At 44.8% G+C, this 21,888-nt stretch carries 17 protein-coding genes; 10 read left to right on the top strand and 7 right to left on the bottom strand.

The window, feature by feature from the left end; translation table 11 throughout:
- The first annotated feature begins 83 nt into the window (after window positions 1-83).
- From ABFW99_RS02860 to ABFW99_RS02845, 4 genes are all read left to right on the top strand, one after another.
- Window positions 84-308, top strand: a complete 225-nt coding sequence (locus ABFW99_RS02860; protein ID WP_349353970.1) for a helix-turn-helix transcriptional regulator — start codon at window positions 84-86, stop codon at window positions 306-308.
- Complete coding sequence (locus ABFW99_RS02855) at window positions 292-618, top strand: HipA N-terminal domain-containing protein (RefSeq protein ID WP_349354024.1); 327 nt, start codon at window positions 292-294, stop codon at window positions 616-618. Before ABFW99_RS02860 ends, ABFW99_RS02855 begins: the two co-directional genes overlap by 17 nt.
- Window positions 615-1,556 carry a HipA domain-containing protein gene (locus ABFW99_RS02850; protein WP_349353971.1) on the top strand — a complete coding sequence of 314 codons (942 nt, stop codon included), beginning with the start codon at window positions 615-617 and terminating at the stop codon, window positions 1,554-1,556. The genes ABFW99_RS02855 and ABFW99_RS02850 overlap by 4 nt, the downstream gene beginning before the upstream one ends.
- 81 nt (window positions 1,557-1,637) lie before the next feature.
- A complete protein-coding gene (locus ABFW99_RS02845) occupies window positions 1,638-4,139 on the top strand; it encodes a M14 family metallopeptidase (protein ID WP_349353972.1) in 2,502 nt (833 codons plus the stop codon).
- A gap of 101 nt (window positions 4,140-4,240) precedes the next feature.
- Here ABFW99_RS02845 and ABFW99_RS02840 read toward each other — a convergent pair whose 3' ends face one another.
- From ABFW99_RS02840 to frr, 3 genes are all read right to left on the bottom strand, one after another.
- Window positions 4,241-5,176: a tetratricopeptide repeat protein gene (locus tag ABFW99_RS02840; RefSeq protein ID WP_349353973.1), complete on the bottom strand. Its 936-nt coding sequence runs from the start codon at window positions 5,174-5,176 to the stop codon at window positions 4,241-4,243.
- A gap of 219 nt (window positions 5,177-5,395) precedes the next feature.
- Window positions 5,396-8,926, bottom strand: a complete 3,531-nt coding sequence (gene smc, locus ABFW99_RS02835) for a chromosome segregation protein SMC (RefSeq protein ID WP_349353974.1) — start codon at window positions 8,924-8,926, stop codon at window positions 5,396-5,398.
- A gap of 95 nt (window positions 8,927-9,021) precedes the next feature.
- Window positions 9,022-9,591 carry a ribosome recycling factor gene (frr, locus tag ABFW99_RS02830; protein ID WP_349353975.1) on the bottom strand — a complete coding sequence of 190 codons (570 nt, stop codon included), beginning with the start codon at window positions 9,589-9,591 and terminating at the stop codon, window positions 9,022-9,024.
- Window positions 9,592-9,893: 302 nt separating this feature from the next.
- Here frr and sucB point away from each other — a divergent pair, with 302 nt between their 5' ends.
- From sucB to ABFW99_RS02800, 6 genes are all read left to right on the top strand, one after another.
- Window positions 9,894-11,660, top strand: coding sequence for a 2-oxoglutarate dehydrogenase, E2 component, dihydrolipoamide succinyltransferase (gene sucB, locus ABFW99_RS02825; protein WP_349353976.1), 1,767 nt, complete (start codon window positions 9,894-9,896; stop codon window positions 11,658-11,660).
- 63 nt (window positions 11,661-11,723) lie between these two features.
- Window positions 11,724-12,575, top strand: a complete 852-nt coding sequence (panC, locus tag ABFW99_RS02820) for a pantoate--beta-alanine ligase (RefSeq protein ID WP_349353977.1) — start codon at window positions 11,724-11,726, stop codon at window positions 12,573-12,575.
- Window positions 12,576-12,585: 10 nt separating this feature from the next.
- A complete protein-coding gene (gene panD, locus ABFW99_RS02815; protein WP_349353978.1) occupies window positions 12,586-13,011 on the top strand; it encodes an aspartate 1-decarboxylase in 426 nt (141 codons plus the stop codon).
- Between the two features lie 220 nt (window positions 13,012-13,231).
- Window positions 13,232-14,491, top strand: a complete 1,260-nt coding sequence (locus tag ABFW99_RS02810; protein WP_349353979.1) for an efflux RND transporter periplasmic adaptor subunit — start codon at window positions 13,232-13,234, stop codon at window positions 14,489-14,491.
- Window positions 14,469-15,860: an ABC transporter permease gene (locus ABFW99_RS02805; protein ID WP_349353980.1), complete on the top strand. Its 1,392-nt coding sequence runs from the start codon at window positions 14,469-14,471 to the stop codon at window positions 15,858-15,860. The genes ABFW99_RS02810 and ABFW99_RS02805 overlap by 23 nt, the downstream gene beginning before the upstream one ends.
- On the top strand, window positions 15,796-17,337 hold the full coding sequence (locus ABFW99_RS02800; RefSeq protein ID WP_349353981.1) for a TolC family protein: 1,542 nt from the start codon (window positions 15,796-15,798) through the stop codon (window positions 17,335-17,337). The genes ABFW99_RS02805 and ABFW99_RS02800 overlap by 65 nt, the downstream gene beginning before the upstream one ends.
- A 45-nt stretch (window positions 17,338-17,382) precedes the next feature.
- Here ABFW99_RS02800 and ABFW99_RS02795 read toward each other — a convergent pair whose 3' ends face one another.
- The 4 genes from ABFW99_RS02795 to ABFW99_RS02780 all read right to left on the bottom strand — a co-directional run bounded on the left by ABFW99_RS02795 (window position 17,383) and on the right by ABFW99_RS02780 (window position 21,886).
- Complete coding sequence (locus tag ABFW99_RS02795; RefSeq protein WP_349353982.1) at window positions 17,383-18,756, bottom strand: dipeptidase; 1,374 nt, start codon at window positions 18,754-18,756, stop codon at window positions 17,383-17,385.
- Between the two features lie 103 nt (window positions 18,757-18,859).
- Window positions 18,860-19,627 carry a GW dipeptide domain-containing protein gene (locus tag ABFW99_RS02790; RefSeq protein WP_349353983.1) on the bottom strand — a complete coding sequence of 256 codons (768 nt, stop codon included), beginning with the start codon at window positions 19,625-19,627 and terminating at the stop codon, window positions 18,860-18,862.
- The gene (locus ABFW99_RS02785; protein WP_349353984.1) at window positions 19,624-21,372 is read right to left on the bottom strand and encodes a BatD family protein; all 1,749 of its coding nucleotides are present in this window, start codon (window positions 21,370-21,372) and stop codon (window positions 19,624-19,626) included. Before ABFW99_RS02785 ends, ABFW99_RS02790 begins: the two co-directional genes overlap by 4 nt.
- Window positions 21,356-21,886 (bottom strand): hypothetical protein, encoded by a 531-nt coding sequence (locus ABFW99_RS02780; RefSeq protein WP_349353985.1) that lies wholly within the window; start codon window positions 21,884-21,886, stop codon window positions 21,356-21,358. Before ABFW99_RS02780 ends, ABFW99_RS02785 begins: the two co-directional genes overlap by 17 nt.
- Between the last annotated feature and the right edge of the window lie 2 nt (window positions 21,887-21,888).

The raw sequence follows: 21,888 nt of genomic DNA, 5'->3' as shown, positions 1-21,888 counted from the left end.
TAAAACTATATTGCAATTTTATACCCGAAAAGGTATAATGATGTTAAATTTCCTAATAATATACCCGTAAAGGTATAATCATTATGCGCTCAGGCAACAAAGAGTTAATCAAATTTGTAAAAAAACGTCGCGACCAATTGGGATTAACCCAAAAGGAATTAGCTGAACGAGCAGGAGTAGGGTTGAGATTTATTCGTGATTTAGAACAGGGAAAGGAAACTTTGCAGCTGGATAAAGTGAATCAGGTGCTGGTTTTATTTGGTTATAAAATGGGGCCAATAAGAATAAATGATCGAGATGAGTTATAGAAAAGCAACCATATTAGTAAATGATAAAATAGCCGGAACTCTTAGAGAGACAGAAAAAGGATATCAATTTCAATATGATAAGGGGTACTTATCAAAAAATGAAAGTGAGCCGGTTAGTTTGACCCTTCCTCTCAGCGAGCAGGCATATGAGTCAAATACCTTGTTTCCGTTTTTTGATGGATTGATTCCCGAAGGCTGGCTTTTAAGTGTTGTTGAGGACACCTGGAAAGTTAACCCCAGGGATCGAATGGGGTTGCTTCTTGTAAGCTGCAAAGATACAATAGGAAATGTTAGCGTGAGGGAATTATGAGCAGGTGTCTTATTTGCCTGGAAACGGTTGAGGGCACACAAAACTATCATTCTAAATGTCTGAAAGAAATGTTTGGAAATGAGGTTGAGCCGGAGTTGGAGTATAATTTTGAGGAGTTAAATGAATTAGCCAAAAAATCAGTCCATCAAAGGGTCACTGTTCCGGGAGTGCAGGCAAAGCTTTCCTTAGAAATTCAAAAGAAAACAAAAGAGTCAAATAAATTGACCATTGTGGGTTTATGGGGGCGTTTTATTCTAAAACCTCCTTCCAATCATTGGCCGGAATTACCCGAGAATGAACATTGTACAATGTTAATGGCAGAAGCTGCAGGTATTGAAGTTGTAAGGTGCGGGCTCATATATCTTGCTTCGGGAGAAAAGGCTTATATAACAAAACGAATAGATCGGGATGACAGAAGTAAGAAATTTGCAATGGAGGATATGTGTCAGCTATCCGGCCGAATGACAGAAGACAAATATAAAGGCTCTCACGAGCAGATAGCAAAAATTATAAAGAAGTATTCGGAAAACCCGGTATTTGACCTCACCCGGTTTTTTGAGCTGATACTGTTTACCTACCTGACAGGTAACGGCGATATGCATTTGAAGAACTTTTCTTTATTTAAAGATCCTATGTTGGGATGGAAGTTATCTCCTGCTTATGATCTGCTTTCTACTCGTCTTGTAATACCGGAAGAAAAAGATCCGGAAGAATTGGCGCTTACTTTAACCGGCAAAAAAAGTAATTTTCACAGGAGTACGTTTCGAAAATATGGAAAGCATATTGGCTTGAATAACAAGCAAATTGAGTCTCTAATTGAGAAAATGAAGAAAAATAAAACTGAGTTTAGAAAAATTATTAGCAAATCATTCTTATCAGACGAAAAAAAAGAAGCTTACCATAAAATTTTGGAGCATCGTTTTCAGGCACTGAACTGACTTCCCAAAATTTACTTGTGCACTCGCTTTTGAATACCTACCATTAACCAACTTAAGAAAGAAATTAATTATCCCGGAAGTATGAAGAAATTTGTTTTGGCAGCTGTTACAGCTTGTTTAATGTTAACCGGAAGTACGTTCGCTCAGCTTCAGTCGCCGGCTGAGTTTTTAGGGTATGAATTAGGCGAAAAATGGACGCCCCATTATAAAGTGATGAATTACTTTCAGCATGTGGCTGACGAATCACCTATGGTTTCACTTACCCAATACGGAATCACCAATGAAGGACGTGAGCTGATGTATGCCGTGGTTACAACCGAGGCCAATCACCAAAATCTGGATGAAATCCGAACCAATAATTTAAAACTGGCCGACCTGGAAGCAGGAACTCCAACGCCCAACCAAAAGGCGATTGTATGGCTGAGCTATAACGTGCACGGTAACGAAACTTCTTCCAGTGAGGCGGCATTGAATACTGTTTATAAACTGATTACAGAGAACGCCAACGATCTGGAAAATACAGTTGTAATTATGGACCCGATGGTAAATCCTGATGGTCGTGATCGCTATGTAAACTGGTATCGCAGTGTGGTTGGGGAGAATAAAAACGTGCATCCGGAAACCCGAGAGCACAATGAGCCATGGCCCGGAGGCAGAACTAATCACTATTATTTTGATCTGAACCGTGATTGGGCCTGGCAAACACAGGTGGAGAGTCAGCAGCGAATCCGCGTTTATAACGAGTGGATGCCTCATGTGCATGTGGATTTTCACGAGCAGGGATACAATTCACCATATTATTTTGCACCTGCTGCAGAACCATTCCATATGGCGATCACAGACTGGCAGCGGCAGTTTCAGACCATGATTGGAAAAAACCACGCCAAATATTTTGATGAAGAAAACTGGCTGTACTTTACCCGCGAGGTATTTGACCTGTTCTACCCAAGCTACGGGGATACCTGGCCTACATTTAACGGGGCTATCGGGATGACGTACGAGCAGGCCGGACATAGTTCTGCCGGACGAGGAGTGATTACAGCCGAAGGCGATACGCTTACACTGAATGATCGTTTGACACACCATACTGTAAGCGGATTGTCCACCGTGGAAATTACCGCTCAAAATTCGAAACGGGTGATTCAGGAGTTTTCTGATTATTTCACCAATACCAACCGAAACGGAGCCGGAGAATATAAAACCTTTGTGGTGAAAAAGAGCAGCAACCCGGATAAAGTATCCCGGCTGCTAAGATACCTGGTAAATCAGCGCATCGATTTTGGGGTGGCGAGCCGTTCTTCCAATGCAAACGGATATGATTACAGAACGGGTGAAACCGGTCGGGTTTCCATTGAGGAAGGTGACTACGTGATCAGTACGTATCAGCCCAAGGGAACGCTGGTTCGGGTGTTGTTTGAGCCTAAGCCGGAGCTTGCAGATTCGCTCACGTACGATATCACCGCCTGGGAAATGCATTATGCCTATGGAGTAGATGGCTATGCAATCAAAGGACAGTTGGATACCGAGCCCCTTTCCATGAGTATGGAGGATGAGCTCACTCCTGTTATCGACAAGCCGTATGCTTATCTCGCAAAATGGAACTCTATCGAAGACTTGAGATATCTTGCCCGATTGCTGGATGAAGGCGTTGCCGTTCGGTATGCTGAAAAGGCCTTCACCCTGAACGGAAAAGAATATGCTCCCGGTACGTTAATTATTACACGCAATGGAAATGAAAGGCTCGGTGATAAATTTGATGAGATCGTGAAGGATGAGGCAAACTTGTTGAACCGGATTATTACCCCCGTAGCTACGGGTTTTGTGGATTCCGGTAAAGATTTTGGATCATCTTATGTCCGCTATATCGAGAAGCCTAAGGTGGCATTGCTTTCCGGTGCGGGAACCAGCTCTAACATGGTGGGGCATATCTGGAATTACTTCGATCAGCAAATCAACTATCCTGTAAACCTGATTAATGCAGATGATGTGGGTTCCGTTAATTGGGATGAATATCATGTACTCATTCTGCCGGATACTTATGGTAGTGCCATCGGTAACGGAGAAATGGATGCCATCAAAGAATGGATTCGTTCCGGCGGAACCTTAATTGCCGTTGGAAGTGCCAATAATGACTTAGCCGGGAAGGATGGCTTCAACTTGAAAAGAAAAGAGCGGGAGAACGAGGAAAGTGAAGAGCCCGAAGACAAACTCCAAAAGTATGGGGAAGCTTCACGCGAGCGGGCACAGTATTTTAATCCCGGCAGCATCTTCGAGATTTCGTTGGATACCTCACACCCATTAGCCTTTGGATATGATGAGGATTACATGTCACTGAAACTGGGGTCTTCTGCTTTTGATTATCTTGCAAACGGGTGGAATGTTGGAGCGGCCAAAAAGGGAGCTCATCGCAGCGGTTTTGCGGGAAATAAAGCGAAGGAATCACTGGAGCACACGCTTGCTTTCGGTGTTCAGGATATGGGGGCAGGTCACGTAGTGTATATGGTTGATAACCCCCTGTTCCGAGGTTTCTGGCACAATGGCAAGCTGCTGTTCGGGAATGCCGTGTTCTTTGTGGGGAATTAGAATAACGTCTTAAAGTGCGAAGGTGTTAACGTGAAGTATGGTGTTATTTACGTTAACACTTTCACACTTTGTTTGAGTGCTCTTATTCGGTGAAGTAAATATTAAAACCTAGCCAATTCAGCCTCGCTGGCAATGTAGCCAAAGGCCGCCCAGTTTCCGGCTTCATGTACCCCTTGCCAGATTTCATTAGCCCTTTCTTCCCGGCCATTAATGTGATGCCAGAATCCGAGTCCGTACCCAAGAGTAGCATTATCAAGTTCGGAGTTTTCTTCCGTGATAATTTCATCCGGAGTAAAAACCCCTTTGAACACCATTAACAATTCATGATAGCTGGTATTTTCAATCAGTTCCATATCGGGAGAAACCTGGTCGAGTAAAGCACCGGCTTCAGCATCCCGCCCGAGTTTTCGCAGCGTCATATACTTCCAGTATAAAAAAGCCACACGCATATCTGTGTTGCCGGATACCTGAAGCCCATTTTCATAAGCCAGATTGGCTTGCTCATATTCCCCTTTCAGGTAATGCGCCAGCCCAAGGTGATACCATGTATTAGTCTGAAGGGTGCTAAGTGGTATGTTTTGACTGTTTGGCAGACCGTCTTTTTCGATGATGTCGGGCTGGCCCTCAAAAAGCTTTGCAGCCTGTTGAAAATCATCAATGGCTGAATCAAAAGCCCGGAGCGTAATGTATCGGTGATCGCGGTGCCGGAATAATCTTGGCTCTTTGGGAAATTGGTTGATGGCATCGGTGAAAAGCTCAACTGCCTGGCGGTAATCTCCGGCATAAGCGGTTTTCCGGGCTTCCCAAATCATGTGATCCACCATGCGTTCTTCCTGAAAAGCCAGCTTGCTGAGCGAATCTATCCGAATTAAATACCGTTCGGGAATGCCCTGAATATTCGTTTTTAGCGTGTCGCCCAGCATAGAAATAGACTGAGCTGAAAGTGGAAGCGAGTCAAAATCTGGCTGTTTTTTTTGAGGCTGACAAGCAATCAGAAGAAAGGATAAAATCAGAAAAACCGGAATGCGACACTTCATAGCTAATAGGTTGATTCAGAAAATGATGATGACGTGAATATATTGGTTTGGGAGCTTTTAAAAAGAATCTGGCAAAAATTCGCTCCGACGCAGAGCTATCGGAGAGAGGTGTGGAGTTAGGGTTAGTGATTGGAGTCAGGTTTGGAATTAGGATTAACAATCCGCTGCAAACCAACTAAACTTCAACATTCAATGTTGAATGTTCCTTATTCAATATTCTCAGAGCACGTCTTCCACTTCGTCCAGCTTCACCCCAACTAAACGACTAACTCCGGTAGTTGGCATGGTCACCCCATACATCATCTCGGCTTTGCTCATTGTCTTTTTGTTGTGGGTAATGATGATAAACTGAGTGTCTTCACTGAATTCCTTAATCATCTTGGCAAATCGCTCAATGTTGGCATCATCAAGCGGAGCGTCCACCTCATCCAAAACACAAAACGGAGAAGGCTTCACCAGGTAAATAGCGAAAAGAAGGGCGATAGCCGTCAGTGTTTTCTCCCCACCGGAAAGCTGTGAAATACCGGATGGCCGCTTACCGCGTGGCTGTGCCTTAATTTCAATGCGGGCTTCCAGCGGATCTTCTACATCCTGTTCAATAAGCAGGTCACAATAATCGTCAGCTTCAAACAGGGTTTTGAACACTTTCTGAAAGTTAACCCGAATCCGCTCAAAAGTCTTGTTAAAGCGCTCGGTAGCCGTTTCGTTAATCTCATCGATGGTTTCGAGCAGCTGTTCTTCGGCTTCTTCCAGATCCTTAATTTGTTCTTCGTAGAAATCCAGCCGCTCTTTCTCCTCTTTATATTCTTCGATAGCCAGCGGGTTTACTTCCCCAATGCTGTTCAGCTTTTGCTTCAGCCAGCTGATGCGCTCTTTCACTTCATCAGGCGTTTTGTTTTCCGGCATTTCAGCGCCTTCAATTTGCTTCATGAGGATGCCGTAGGTTTCCCAAATATGATCAGATAGAGCCTGACTTTGCATCTCCATTTTCTCACGGGCCATATCCAGGTGATGAACCAGCTCCATATTCACCTCTTTCTTCCGACGGACTTCCTTTAGCTCTTTTTCAATTTCATTGATCTTTCCACGCTGCTTGGCGGCCGCTTCCTCCGCTTTTTCCAGTTCCTCATCAGCTTCTTTTTTGGCCTCAGCATTCTTCTCAATACTGGATTGCAGCTCTTTGATTCGGGAACTGAGCGTGTCGATCTGTTCCTTACTTTCTTCCGTCATCGAAGTCCGGTTTTCAATGCGCCTCTCTACATTTTCAATTCCGGTCTCAGCCCGCTGAACTTCTTTTTCCAGATTTTCAACTTTGTTACGGAGATCCTGATGTTTGAGCTGGGTATCGTTGTAGCGGCTTTGAGCAATGGAGCGCTCGTCTTCCAATGTTTCGAGCAGGTCTTTCTTTTCCTGCTGTTGTTCATCCAGCTCCAGCATCTTCTGCTGTAATTCTTTTTGCTTGGGCTGAATGGAATCGAGTTCTTCCTGGGCGGTGCCTTCGCTGCTTTTCAGGTTGTCCTTTCGGTTAACCAGCTCACCAATATTTTTTTGATATACCTGGACTTTGGAGCTCAGGCTGTGCTGTTGCTGTTCCAGACGACGGACTTCCTGCTCCTTTTCTTTCAATGATTTACTGAGCTCGCCGATGTCCAGCTTCTCATACTTCTCAACGATTTGCTGCAGATAATCTTCCAGCTTGGAAATTTCTTTGGTAACCTTCGCTTCTTCTTTCTCCAGCTTTTCGATCTTGTCTTTAAGTCCAACCCGGATACCGGCGTTCTTGCTTTTACTTCCGCTTTGGAAAAACCGGGAGTTGGTAACCACCTCACCAGCAAAAGTAACACCTACCAGTTCGTCATCCTTTTTTGTAGCAGAATAAGCGTTTTCAACCGAGTCAAAAACTTTGGCATTACCCAACAGTAGTTGTTTCAGAGCCGAGTATTCACGCTTTGACTTCACCTCATCAAACAAGCTGCCATCTTTAACCGGGTAGGTCGCTGAGAGCTGATCGAGTGGAATGAAAGTAGCCCGGCCTTTATCATTTTCTTTAAGGATTTTAGCTGCCCGTTTGGCTTCATCCAGGGTTTTGACGACCACAAAGTTCAGCACATCACCCAGAACAGCTTCGAGAGCAACGGCGTGCTTTTCGTCGGTATTGAAAATCTCGGACACGGTGGTCATGTCTTTGAAGTCGAAGCGGTGATTTTCGATCAGGAATTTTACACTTCCCGGGAAGGCTTCATTAGAACTGGCCAGGTCGTTCATCAGCCGGATTTCAGACTCCAGCGACTCTTTTTTACTCTGAAGGGTTCGAAGCTCGTCTTTAATTTCGTTTTGCTTCTCCGCAAACTGCTCTCTTTTCTCACGAGCTGATTCTAATTCCTCTTCCAGTTCATCCCTTTCAACAACCAAATTCTCCAGCTTCTTCTCAATCAGGCCCTGCTCACCATTCATGTTGTCGATCTCATCGTTCAGATCTACAATCTCATCATTGATGCGTTCCAGGTCACCTTCGGTATTTTCCAGACGGCTCTCAATTTTAATCCGCTTGGTTTGAAGCTGATTCAACTCATTGTTTGTAGCACTGATTTGGACCTCAATTTCATATAACTCAGAACGCTCACGGTTGTACTGCTGCTGAATCTGGCCGTATTTCTTTTTGGAATCCTCGAGGGCCTTCTCCGACTTCTCTAAATCATCATCAAACGACTCCAGCTTCTTTCGGCTTGAATCCAACAGCTCGTTCAGTTCTTTTAAATCCTTTTTGCCCTGCTCAATGTCTTTGCCGTACTCGGCAATCACCTTTTTCTCGTTCTCAATTTTTTCTTTGGTGATGCGGAGGTTGGTGTCGGCTTCCCGGATAGCATTATGCAACTGACTCACTCGGCGCTGGGCTTCAGCCTGCTGTTTTTCCTTTTCGATGAGTTCTGTCCGGGCTTTTTCATCAGCCTCTTCCAGCTCTCCCATCGATTTGCTGATGTCCTTCTTTTCCTTGTCCGCATTTTGAATACGTTCTTTCAGCGGTTCCAGCTCAGACTTTATCTTATTGAACTCGTGAAGGGTAAGCGCCTTATCTTTGATCTCAAGTTCATCCTTATAAACTTTGGCTTTTTCCGCTTTTTCGGCCTGAATTTCGAGAGAGCGGGCTTTTTTGCGAAGTTCAACCAGCAGGTCATCCACCCGTTGTAAATCCTTTCGGGTCGATTCCAGCTTTCGGATAGTTTTCTTGCGCTGATCTTTATACTTGGTAACCCCCGCAGCTTCTTCAAATAAACGACGACGGTCGTTGTTCTTATCGTTCAGGATTTCCTCAACCATCTTGAGCTCAATCACCGAATAGGCATCTGAACCCATTCCGGTATCCATGAACAGCTCCATAATATCCTTAAGCCGGCAGGAGGTATTATTAATCAGGTACTCGCTGTCTCCCGAACGGTACAACCGGCGCGTAATGGTAACTTCACTGTACTCGATGGGGAGAATGCCTTTGTCATTCACAAAGGTCAGCGAAACCTCAGCCATCCCGAGAGCCTTCTTCTGAGCGGTTCCGTTGAAAATTACATTCGCCATAGCCGAAGAACGCAGCAAAGAGGGGCGTTGCTCACCCAAAACCCATCTCAGGGCATCCACAATATTGGATTTACCACAGCCATTGGGGCCTACGATAGAGGTAATCCCGCTGTCAAACTTCACTTTTGTTTTGTGAGCAAAGCTTTTAAATCCCTGAAGATCAAGTTCGGATATATACATAGACTAATTTTCAAGCACCAAATTCCAAATCCCAAAAGAAGAGGTTAATAAGCAAGAAACTGGAATTTGGGAATTGTTCATTGGGATTTGAGCGGCTAAACCGTCATTATTTCTTTTTCTTTTTTCTCGAGGAGTTCGTCAACTTTGGCAGTGTATTTATCAGTGAGCTGCTGCACTTCATCTTCGGCCTCGTACTTGGAGTCTTCGGAAAGAGATTCGCTCTCTACTTTTTTCTTGATGGCGTCGTTAGCATCCCGACGGGTGTTTCGGATACTGATTTTTGCTTTTTCCGCTATATCCTTGGAGTGCTTAACCAGCTCTTTACGTCGTTCCTCGGTTAGTACGGGAAGCGGTATGAGAATGCGTTCGCCATCGTTGTTTGGGTTCAGCCCAAGCCCGGCCGACATAATTGCCTTTTCAATATCTTCCATGCTTGATTTATCATAAGGCTGAATAACCAGTAGCCGCGCTTCGGGAGCACTTACATTGGCCAGCTGCTGAAGCGGAGTTTGTGAACCATAGTATTCAACTTTGATGCCTTCGAGTAGAGCGGGATTGGCTTTCCCGGCACGCACATGAGAGAGTTCTTTTTTAAAATAAGCAGTGGCTTCATCCATATGGATTTCAGCTTCATCAATAATTTCCTGTAATTCTTCCGATATCATAGCGCCAAGACTTTTATTTATGCTGTTTGACTAACTTTGCGAAGTTAATAAAAACAGAACTGAGGACAAACCTTTAAGAACATTGAACAGGGAATAACGAACATTCAATGACGAAGTATACTCAGGTTGAAGTAAAATTTATCGGGTATAAAATAATCCGGCTTTGTTCAGCCTCAGAAAAAGCGCTTTTCCCATTTTTAAAGGAACGATACTTATTTTGAACTAATTGGAATTATCCTGAACTTTAGAGTCCGTTTAATTTTCCTTAAAACCGCCTTACAGGCAGTAAAACAAAAGAATTTATGGCGAAGGTAGAAGTGGTTATGCCCCAAATGGGCGAATCGGTAATGGAAGGCACCGTTATAGAGTGGGCCAAAAATGTTGGCGACACTGTAGAAGTAGATGAAACTTTACTGGAAGTAGCCACCGATAAGGTGGATACAGAGGTGCCCTCTCCCGAAGCAGGTGTACTCGTAGAAGTGCTTGCTGAAGAAGGAGATGTTATTGAAGTAGGTAAACCGATCGCTATTATTGAAACGGATGCAGATGCTGCCGGAGATGTATCCTCAGGTGGATCCGATGAAGCGGAAGAATCTACTGCACAGCAAGAAACGCAGGAGGCCGAAGCTCAGGAGAAAACTGAAGAAGCACCAGCAGCTGCCTCAGGTGGTGGCGACGAAGGCGAGCGCATCGAAGTACAGATGCCTCAAATGGGTGAGTCGGTTGTGGAAGCTACCGTCATTGGCTGGTCGAAACAGGTTGGCGATAAGGTTGAGGAAGATGAAACACTGCTGGAAATTTCTACTGATAAGGTGGACAGTGAAGTGCCTTCCCCGGCGGCAGGAACACTTGTTGAAATTCTTGCTGAAGAAAATGATACCATTGAAGTGGGGCAGACAATAGCAGTTATTGCAACCGGAGAAGGAGCATCTGTAGGTTCAGGTTCAAGTAAGCCGGCTCCGAAGAAAGAAGAGAAAAAAGAAACTAAAGCCGAACAGAAGCAGGAAGCCCAGCCTGTAGCAGCTGCAACCAACGGTACTTCCGGTGGCTCTGAGCCCCAGCGCGTGGGGAGTGATGGTCGTTTTTACTCTCCGCTGGTTCGCTCCATCGCCAAAGAGGAAGGAATCAGCCAGGAAGAGCTGGAAAATATTGACGGTTCCGGACAGGGTGGACGCGTTTCCAAGAAAGATATTCTCGCATATGTTGAAGACCGAAAAGCCGGCAAAGTGTCCGCTCCGGCTCAGCAGAAACAGGCAGCTTCTGCAGGACTTAGCAAGCCTTCATCAGGGTCAAAATCTTCTGATGGCTCTATTTCTGCCGGTCAGCTGGATGTGAAGCATTCTCCTTCGGGTGATGTGGAAGTGATCAAGATGGATCGCATGCGCAAGATGATTGCCGAACACATGGTTCGATCTAAGCAAACTTCTGCGCACGTTACCACATTTGCCGAAGTGGATGTAACCAACATGGTGAAGTGGAGAAATGCTAACAAAGGCAAGTTCCAGGAAAAAACAGGAACCAAGCTTACTTTTACTCCTCTGTTTGTGGAGTCTATCATTAACGCCATGCTGGAGTTCCCGCTTATTAACAGTTCGGTTGTTGATGATGAAATTCACCTGAAGAAAGATATCAACTTCGGGCTGGCGGTTGCGCTTGGAACCGGTGGAGAAGGCGGACTGATTGTGCCGGTTATCAAAAAAGCACAGGAGAAAAACCTCGTTGGTTTGGCTAACTCCGTAAATGAGGTAGCCGAAAAAGCCCGAAGCAAGAAGTTAAGTCCCGACGATTTAGTGGGCGGAACCATCACCCTGACTAACTACGGAAGTGTGGGTAACCTGATGGGAACGCCCATTATTAACCAGCCGCAAGTAGCCATTATTGGTACGGGTGCTATTGAGAAGCGTCCGGTTGTGATGGAAACGGACGCCGGTGATGTGATCGCTATCCGTCATATGATGTATCTCTCCATGAGTTACGATCACCGTATTATTGACGGTGCTCATGGTGGTGCTTTCCTGAATCGTATTAAAGAGATTCTGGAAGACTTCGATACCGACCGTACGGTATAGCATGTATTTTTCATTTCCTACATTCGGAGACGCCCCCACACAGGCGTCTCTTTTTATTTGAATATGAAACAAGTTTCTACCATATCGGATATCCGTTCCATCGTAGCTGAATTGAAGGCTGCCGGAAAAACCATCGCTTTTGTGCCAACCATGGGAGCATTGCATGAAGGGCACCTGTCCTTAATGCGCCTGGCAAAAGAAAAAGCCGATGAAGTTGTTGTTTCCATATATGTAAATCCAACTCAGTTTGGCCCGAATGAGGATTTTGACAGCTACCCTCGGCAGATGGAGAAAGACCTGAAAGCATGTGAAGGGGAAGGAGTTTCAGCGGTATTCACCCCTAATGATCAAATTATGTATGGTACCGGTAAACGATATTTCGGAATCACCATTGAGGTGCTGAATGAACATATGGATGGTGGAAGTCGCCCTGGTTTTTTTGAAGGAATTGCGCTGGTGGTAAATAAACTCTTCAACATCATTGATCCTGATGTTGCTGTTTTTGGACAAAAAGATATTCAGCAGTTCCAAATTCTCTCGCAAATGGTGGAAGAATTCAACCATGATATTGAAATGGTGGCCGCGCCTGTTGCACGTGCAAATGATGGGCTTGCCCTGAGTAGCAGGAATGCCTACTTGAGTGATGAAGAGCGAAAAATTGCTCCGGGTTTATACCGGGCGTTGCAGTATGTAGAAAAGCACATTCGCGATGGAGTGGATCAGCCAAAGTTATTGTTGAAACACCAACAGGACGAACTGGAAGCGAAAGGCTTCAAAAATGATTATCTTAATGTGTTTTCTATGGATAATATGCAGCCGGTAGAGAAATTAGAAGCCGGCATAACATATATCCTTGCCGGCGCAGCTTATTTAGGTAAAACGCGCCTCATTGATAATATAATTTTAGACCTCTGAGTGAAGTACGATGAAAATCACGATGTTTAAATCAAAATTGCACCAAATGGCGGTAACCGAAGCCAACCTGATGTACGAAGGTAGCATCACCATCGATCAGGATTTATTGGATGCAGCGAACCTGCTCCCCTACGAAAAAGTGCAGGTGCTGAATATCACGAACGGTTCACGCTTAGAGACATATACCATTCCCGGTGAAAGAGGAAGCCGGGTTTGCTGCCTGAATGGTGCCGCAGCAAGATTGACACAGGTGGGTGATCGTATTATCGTAATCAGCTATGCTGAAATGACGCCGGAAGAAGCTAAAGACCATAAGCCCCGGGTTGTTATTGTTGATGAGAACAACGACCCAAAAGAGATTTTAGATAATACCCAACCAGGCCAAAGCTATGATCTTGAAACGGGATTGGTTGACAACACCCTGGTAGAAGAGTAGTTGCTGCTCACCTTTACCTGTTCAAGAGAACTACTCCTTAAAAGTCATCTCTCCCCTTTTCTTTGATACTTTTTGATGGCAAGAGGTATATTCCGGATTTTATTTAGGAAATAGGGCAATAAAATCAATACATTAGCGTACTTGTAAAACTATTTATATAGTATATTCGTCATTAGGTAAAAAAGGTATATTTGGCCTCACTTTTTAAACTACTTATCACATGAAGAAGAAATATTTGATTCCGGTTGGAGTAATCGTCATTTCAATGCTTGCCTGGGTTGTATTCGGGGGAGAAACAACAGAAGCGGTTGAGCTCACTACCATGCCATCTCAGGGAGAATTTGTAGTGGATGTTACCAGTACGGGAGAACTTCGTGCGAAAAACTCCAAAGAAATAATGGGACCCCAGGGTATCAGAGAGTTTCGGGTCAGTAATGTGACCATTCAACGCCTGATTCCTGAAGGGACAATTGTGAAAGAGGGAGATTTTATTGCGGAGCTTGATCGTTCGGAAATCATGGGTAAACTACAGGATGCCCAGCTTGATTTACAATCAGCCGAATCTCAGGTTACGCAAGCGCAGCTGGACAGTACGCTGGAATTATCGCAGGCACGGGATAACCTGATTAACCTGGAATTTGCTTTAGAAGAACGCCAAATTGAATTAGATCAGTCTCAGTATGAGTCGCCCGCGGTACAGCGGCAGGCCGAAATTGCTTTGGATAAAGCCCGTCGTCAGCTGGCGCAGGAAAAGAAAAACTATCAAACCAAAGTAAAACAGAATGAGGCCAAACTTCGCGAAGTAGAAGCAGAACTGAGCAAGAAGCAGAACGAAATTAAAAAGATCAGAGAGTTGATGACTCAATTCACTGTGTATGCTCCTGATCAGGGGATGCTTATATACCGCCGGAACTGGGATGGATCAAAAATTACAGAAGGTGAACAAATTAGTGCATGGAATCCGGTTGTGGCTGAATTACCTGATTTCTCCGTGATGGAATCGGTGACCTACATCAATGAGGTAGATATTCAAAAAGTAGCGTTAGGACAAAAAGTAACTATTGGCCTGGATGCCGTGCCCGACAAAAAACTAACAGGAACGGTTACGGATGTTGCAAATATTGGTGAGCAGCGGAAAAATTATGATTCTAAGGTATTTGAGGTGATCATAGAAATTAATGAAAGCGACAGTTTGCTTCGCCCGGCTATGACAACCAGCAACAAAATTCTGATCAACAAAATGGAGGATGCGTTATTTGTACCACTTGAGGCGGTACATGCAGTTGACTCTCTAAGCTTCGTTTTCAAAAAGAATGGAGTTTATCCGCTGATGCAGCAGGTTGAATTAGGAGAAATGAACGACAACTCGGTTGTAATTTACAATGGAGTTTCCATGGATGATGAGTTGTACTTGACGGTTCCGGAAGACACCAATGGTGTGGAAAGGAAGATGCTCAGTGAACCAATCACTAAGCGGTAAAGGAACTCACGTGCTCAACAAACTACTTTATAATTTTGATATTGCGATTGAAGCCATTCAGCGCAACAAGCTGAGAGCTTTACTCACCTCTTTAGGGATTATTTTCGGAGTGGCGTCAGTCATTGCGATGCTTGCTATCGGTACCGGTGCCCAACAGGAAATATTATCTCAAATGCAGCTATTGGGCACTAATAACGTCATTATTCAGCCGGTGATGGAGCAGGTTGAAGGAACCGTTGGAGAGGAAGGGGAAAAAGAAGGCAACCAAAGAAAATACTCGCCCGGTTTAAGCCTTCAGGACTTGTATAACATAAAAGATGTTATGCCGGAGGTGGAATACATCAGTCCGGAAATTATCTTCGATACGAATTTTATCCGAAATGCCCGCATGCGGAGCGGTAAAATTGTTGGAGTAAATGACGAGTACTTTGATATTAATAACTTCCATATTCAAAACGGGAATAACTTCAGCGAAGAGCAGATTATAAACTCCGCACCGGTAGCTATTATTGGATCAGATGTTCGGGCCAAGTTTTTTGCAGGACAGGATCCCATAGGTAAAAAAATAAAAGCGGGTAACCTTTGGTTAACAGTAATAGGAGTATTGGAGAAAAAGGAGCTGACAACGGAAAATATTCAAAGCCTGGGGATCCGTAATTACAATCTGGATATTTTTACACCCGCTACAACCATTCTTTTGAGATTTAAAAACCGTGGGCTGGTTACTAAAGATGATATTGATGCTTCGGCCGGCAGCGGAATGCGGGTTATGATTTTTGGGGGTGATGGCGAAGAGGAAGAAGCCGGTACAGATAATTACCATCAGTTAGATAAGCTGATTGTTCGGGTTACCGATTCCAGGTATAGCGTATCTATTGCTGAGGTATTATCCAGAATGCTGAAGCGACGCCATAATGGGGTTGTTGATTATGAAATTATTGTACCCGAACAACTACTGCAGCAAGAGCAAAGAACGAAGCGAATTTTTAACCTGGTGCTCTCTTCCATAGCTTCTATTTCATTGATAGTAGGCGGGATTGGGATTATGAATATAATGCTCGCTTCGGTGGTGGAGCGATATCGGGAGATTGGAGTCCGCATGGCCGTTGGAGCCCAGAAAAAAGATATAGAACTTCAGTTTTTAACGGAGGCGCTAACCATTAGCGTTTCGGGAGGGGTGATTGGCATTATTCTGGGTATGGCATTCAGCTATGCCATTGAAGCGTCTGCCGAAATTGCTACCATAGTAACCCCAATTTCAATTTTAATTTCATTCGGTGTAGCCGTTGTTATTGGAGTGGTATTTGGATACTACCCCGCAAAAAGAGCAGCCCAACACGACCCTGTACACGCATTACGACATGAATAAACGTTTTTTCGGATTTCTGATTATTGCCCTGGTTTTCTTTTCTTCCGGTCTGGAAGCTCAGTCTCAGCAAACATTAACCCTCGAAGAAAGCATTGAAGTTGCCCGGCAAAATAGTCCATTGGCCCGTGCGGCTACTTTCGAGTTGGTTTCGGCTAAATGGAGGTACAAATCCTTTAGGGCCGATTTACTGCCCAGTCTTGATTTAGATGGCGACATTCCCAGCTATAGCCGAGCTATCACAGCAAACAGGCTGGATGATGGTTCAACCACCTATCAGGAAGAAAGTCAGTCACAGTCTTCAGTGAACCTTTCCATAAATCAAAACATCATGCCCACGGGGGGACGCTTATCACTGTCGAGCGGAATCAACCGGCTTATTTTGTTTGATGGAGGCATTAACGGTGATAATGTTTATCGGTGGCAAAGTACCCCTCTGGTAGCTACTTACTTTCAACCGCTGTTTCAGTTCAACAGCCTGAAATGGAGAAATAAGATTGAACCGCTTCGATATCAAATTGCGCAAAAGCAGTATGTTGAAGACATGGAAGACCTGGCCTTCAATGTAACTCAGAGTTTCTTCGATTTTCTGCTGGCAAAGATTAATGTTGAAGTGGCGGAGTTTAATGTAACGGTAAACGATTCCATTTATAATATTTCCCAGGGGCGATACCAGGTAGGGAGTATCGCGGAGAATGATCTGCTGCAAAGTGAGCTTGCACTACGGAATGCAGAAACATCTCTTACCACGGCCAATTTGAATTTTCAGCGGGCTGAAGAAAACTTTAAAGCGTTGTTGGGCATTCCATCTGAAACTGAAGTGGAAGTAATTACCCCTGAAGATGCTCCCGAGCTGAATATTGACGTGGATAAGGCTCTCGAATTGGCCAGAGAGAATAACAGTACCTCCCTGGAATTTGAGCTTAGTGAAATTCAGGCAAATCAATCATACGACCAAGCCCGAAAGGAGGCCGGCTTTTCAGCATCCATTCAGGCCAGTTATGGGTTGAACCAAACGGCGGAAGATTTCAGTGATGTATATAGTGACCCTCAGAACCGGCAGTTTTTCACAGTGGGATTTCAGATTCCCATTTTTAACTGGGGAAAAAACACAGCCGAAATTCAGGCGGCGCGAAATCAGCAGGCAGCAACGGCTAATACCATTGCCTACCAAAAGCTGCAGTTCGACCTGAGTGTTCGCAGTACGGTCCGGGAATTCTCACAGCTTCGCAACCAGGTTGAGCTGGCAGAAACTTCGGATGTAATTGCTGACCGGAGGTATGAAGTAGCCAAAAACCGCTACCTGATTGGTAAGATTGATGTAACAAACCTCTTCATCGCCCAGAATGAGAAAGATAGTGCCCGCCGAAGCTACATTCAGGCCCTGCGAAACTACTGGACAGGCTATTACAACCTCCGAAGACTCACCTTGTATAATTTCGAAAATAATACCCCAATCATTTTGGAAACGGATAGTTAAAAATTACAAGGTTCTGTTCTATCAGTTTTATCAGTGTTCAATTAGTCACGAAGCATACTCAGGCAACAACTCTAAAAATCTGGCTGAGGTTTTGATTCCCCGGTGGAAATCTTTCAGCGAGAAATTCTCATTAGGAGAATGAATGGCATTGCTGGTGAGCCCGAAACCCATCAGGATGGACTCAACTCCCAGCACGCGCTTAAAGTCGGCAACAATTGGGATGGAACCACCTTCTCGTGAAAACAAAGCTTCGGTTTCATACACATCTTCAAATGCTTGAGCACCGGCTTTAAGACCATAGAAATCAAGATCGGTAACCGACGCATATCCACCGTGATGCTCATTAACGGTAACTTTAACGGTATCAGGTGCAAGCGACTCCACATGCTTCTTGAATAATTGGGCAATCTTATGGGGATCCTGATCCGGCACAAGGCGCATGCTTACTTTAGCGTTTGCTTTAGAGGGAAGCACCGTTTTAGCGCCCTCTTTAGTATAGCCGCCCCAAATTCCGTTTACGTCCAGGGTTGGGCGGGCTGAAGATCGTTCAAGTGTGGTATATCCTTTTTCGCCGTGCAGTGCATCCACATCCAGCGTATTCTTGTACTTCTCTTCATCAAAAGGAAGCTGTGCAAAGGCCTCACGGTCCGCTTCAGTCAAGGGGACTACGTCATCGTAAAAACCGGGAATCCGGATCACTCCATCTTCGTCTTTCAGTTTAGCAATGATTTCACATAATACATTCACCGGGTTCTCAACAGCTCCGCCATACACTCCGGAGTGAAGGTCGCGATTAGGCCCAACCACTTCAATTTCCATATATGCCAGTCCGCGGAGACCGTAAGTAATAGAAGGCTGATCTTCACCGAACATGGCCGTGTCAGAAATAAGAACCATGTCGCAAGCCAGCAGGTCTTGATGTTCTTCCAGGAAAGGAACAAGATTGGGAGAGCCGATTTCTTCTTCACCCTCCAGAATAAACTTCACATTTACAGGAAGTTCCTGTCCGGTTTTTACAAAAGATTCCACCGCTTTCAAGTGTGTAAAAGCCTGGCCCTTATCGTCGCTGGCTCCACGGGCGTAAATCAGACCGTCTTTAACGGTGGGTTCAAAAGGAGGGGTATCCCAGAGCTCTTCAGGATCAGAAGGCTGAACATCATAATGGCCGTAAATTAATACAGTAGGGCGATCATCGTGAGGACAGTGTTCAGCGTACACGATCGGGTTACCCGGAGTCTCGTAGGTTTTTACTGTATCAAGATTCAGATTATTCAGCTGGCTGACTAAAAATCCGGCTGCTTCTTTAATCTCCTCTTTCTTACTGGAGTCGGTGCTGACGCTGGGAATTCGCAGTAAATCAAATAACTCATCAACAAATTTGTCTTTATTCTGATCTATATACTCTTGAGTAATACTCATTAATGAAGGGAAATTATTTTGTGTTTTATCTGTATTAATTTTTAAGCACCTATATACGCAAAAATAGTCAAGCTTGATATAAACTTCTGCGAGGATTGAAGGCTTATAATATTTTTACTCCACTATCCTGAATCCATCCGTACTGGCCGTTGCCAAGCCGTACGTAAAGCCAGTCAGGTTGTTCTTCGCTTTTCCAATGATCGACGGTTAGATCGTATCCTTCGTAAGCGATACTTTCCAGTGTTGCATCAGTATTTGGAGCCTGTAATACCCGTTGAGAATTATTAATCAAAACGGCAGCATCGTACCGCTGATTAACGTAATCGGCATAGAAAGACAGTCCGGCTAAAGCTGAACCCGTTAGTACCAATGCGATGACGTAGCTTGATATATTCTGAAAGCTCAAGTTGTAAAACCAGGAAAGGTACAGCAGGATCAACCCGGCGGTTGTGACAATAAAGCCGATGAGAAATAAACCGGCCGCTGAAGGCACCTCATTGATCCACTGTACCGCGCGATCCCAGGGTAATTTAGGCAGCATAGCCGATTGTCTGCTGAATTGACTGTTCACATAATCCAGTGCTGTTTCTGCCTGTGACGCCGTGGTTATGAAATCGGTTGCTTTCAGGAAATAGAATTTGGCAAGGCCGAGTGAGTCGAGCTGAATGGCTGCAATCCCCATGTTCAAATATAGTGCACCAGAAACATGGCCCGACGCTTCGATGGACCGGTAAAGGGAAAAGGCTTCTGCGAGATCACCATTTTCAAAAAGGGTGTTGGCTTCATCAAATGTGGCCTGGGGCGATTGCTGTGCAACCGAAGCCGTAAAGGAAAGCAAAAGCCAAACCGAGCAGGTAAGTAGTTTCTTCATGCCAGCTTACCAATTTTTTTGATTAATGCTTTTGTCTTTTCTATGTCAGAGTCGAGGGTTTCCTGGGTGGTATTGGGAGCGTAGGCAATGGTCTCGCATTTGGTAAGCAATCGCTTCAGTTCAGCAGTCATTTCCGTATCTGCAATCTGTTCTATCTCCAGAGCAATATCCTTATGTGAAAGTCCTGCAGGTGGCAGATCCAGTTTATCCGTTATAAATTGGACCAGCGCTTTTTCAATCAAGTGATACCCTTCTTTGATGTCTGCTGCTTGTTCAGCTTTAGATAAAGTTTTTGTAGCTGTATCAGAAGCCGTTCGGGACCGTGCAAAAGCAGTGTCGGTGTTCATACGGTTATGATATTGCTTGTAACCATAAGCTGCGGCCGTAAGCACTATCGGAAAAAATATGAGTGTCCACACCCAGCCCTTCTCATGCAGCGGAGTGGCAGAGGCTGTAGTCCATTGGGCCAGTCCTGTAATGGGTTGAATGTCTAACCGTAAATCATTTTGGACAACGGTGCTTGCATTAGGATCACGCTTGGCGGTGAAGGTTAATGCAGGCAGACGGGTAATTTCGTAACGGTTGGAGTTTGGGTTGAAATGGGCAATTCGGGTTTCGGGTATGGTGAAGGTGCCTTCATTCCGTGCAATGATGATATCAGTAAAAGTTCGAGTACCGGAAATTTGCCGGTTTCTTCGGTCTATGGTAGAACCTTCCTGCGGATTATATTTTTCCAGTTCTTCGGGAAAGTCGTATTCCGGTTTATTAACCAGGGGTACATTGCCGGCGCCGTTTATGCGGGTGGTAATCTCTATAGTTTCTCCTACAAAAGCATTTTTTGGGGAGATTTCTCTGCTGATCCCGAAATCCCCAACTGCCCCGATGAATTCTGCATTTTGGGCTTCCGGAAGAGATTGAACGTCAAGGGATACCGGGATGGATTCGATGTTAAGCCGTTCCTGCCCAAAACCCAGCCCAAAGGGATCGGAGTTTCGTTGTTTGCGGACCGAAACGGAAATCTCAAAAGGACTTAAAGTAAGCTCTCCTGATTTTGTAGGGAAAAGGGCATACTGAATTAATCGGGCCCGCTGGTAGCGAATACCATTTACAATAGTCGAAGTAGTTTGAGCCCGTTGGGGATACTCAAGTTCTTCTTTCCAGAACCCTTCTGCTTTCCAGCCCGGTGTTGGTTGATAGGAAGAGACTTCAATATCATTTTTGAAGTAGAGCACCACATCGGCGATCACCTGTTGCCCAACAACGGGGTTCATAGTGCTCGGTTCCAGCCTCACGTAAATATTGGGAGCTCGCTCTGCATCACCCGAATTGATGGTAGATGGGTCAAGCACTTCAAAGGTAATGGGGGAGGTCTGAAAGGTCTCGTTATTTACATTCACCGGTATGGCCGGAACGGTGTAGCTGCCTGGTGTTTGGGCAATCAGGGCATAACCGAACGTGTAGGTAACGGTCGGACTTCCATTAACAAGAGAATATTTTTGTCCACGGGAAGTACTGCCTCTGAGCCAGCGAAGTCCGTCAATTTCAGGGAGTACAGGTTGCTCAACGGATCCCATGCTGGTACCTGAAATGATAATCTGTAATCTAACCTGTTCGCCGGAATAGATATTGACTTCTGAAAGTGAGGCTTCAACATCTACGTCCTGAGCCTGAATGGTGACAAAACAACCCAGAGCAAGAAACGTCAATAAGGATTGAAGAAGAGTTCGTTTACCAATCTTTGTCATGCTTGGCGCTTCCATCCGATTTTTTCTTCTTGAATTCTTTCAGTAATTCTTTCTCTTTCTGGGCCAGGGCCTGCAGGATTTTCTCCGCATCTTCTTTACTGATCTGCTGAGAGTTCAGGTCTTCCGGGTTCATCTCCTGAGGGTCTTGTTCCTGCTGTTCTTCTCCTTCACTTTGCTCTTGCTCCTGATTTTCCTGTTCCTGCTGCTCTTCCTGATTTTGCTGCTCTTGATCCTGTTGTTGTTGATTTTGCTGGTTCTGTTGCTGCTGCTGATCCTGATTCTGCTGTTGTTGCTGTTTCTTCTGTTCTTCCTGAAGCTTCTGCATCAGGGCACTCAGTTTTGGATTATTCGGATATTGATTAAGCCCGGTTTGAACCTGATCGATAGCGGCTTGCAAATCAGAATTAATGAACGACTGAGCCCCGCCATGGAAGTAATGTTCGGCACTCTGCGATTGTGCAAAAACAACGGTCGTAACCAAAAGGAAAAAAATAAAAGCAATCAGTTTCTTCATGG

It is taken from the genome of Gracilimonas sp. BCB1, assembly GCF_040117685.2.
Taxonomy (GTDB): domain Bacteria; phylum Bacteroidota; class Rhodothermia; order Balneolales; family Balneolaceae; genus Gracilimonas.
This window is presented reverse-complemented; position numbering and strand designations above follow the sequence as displayed.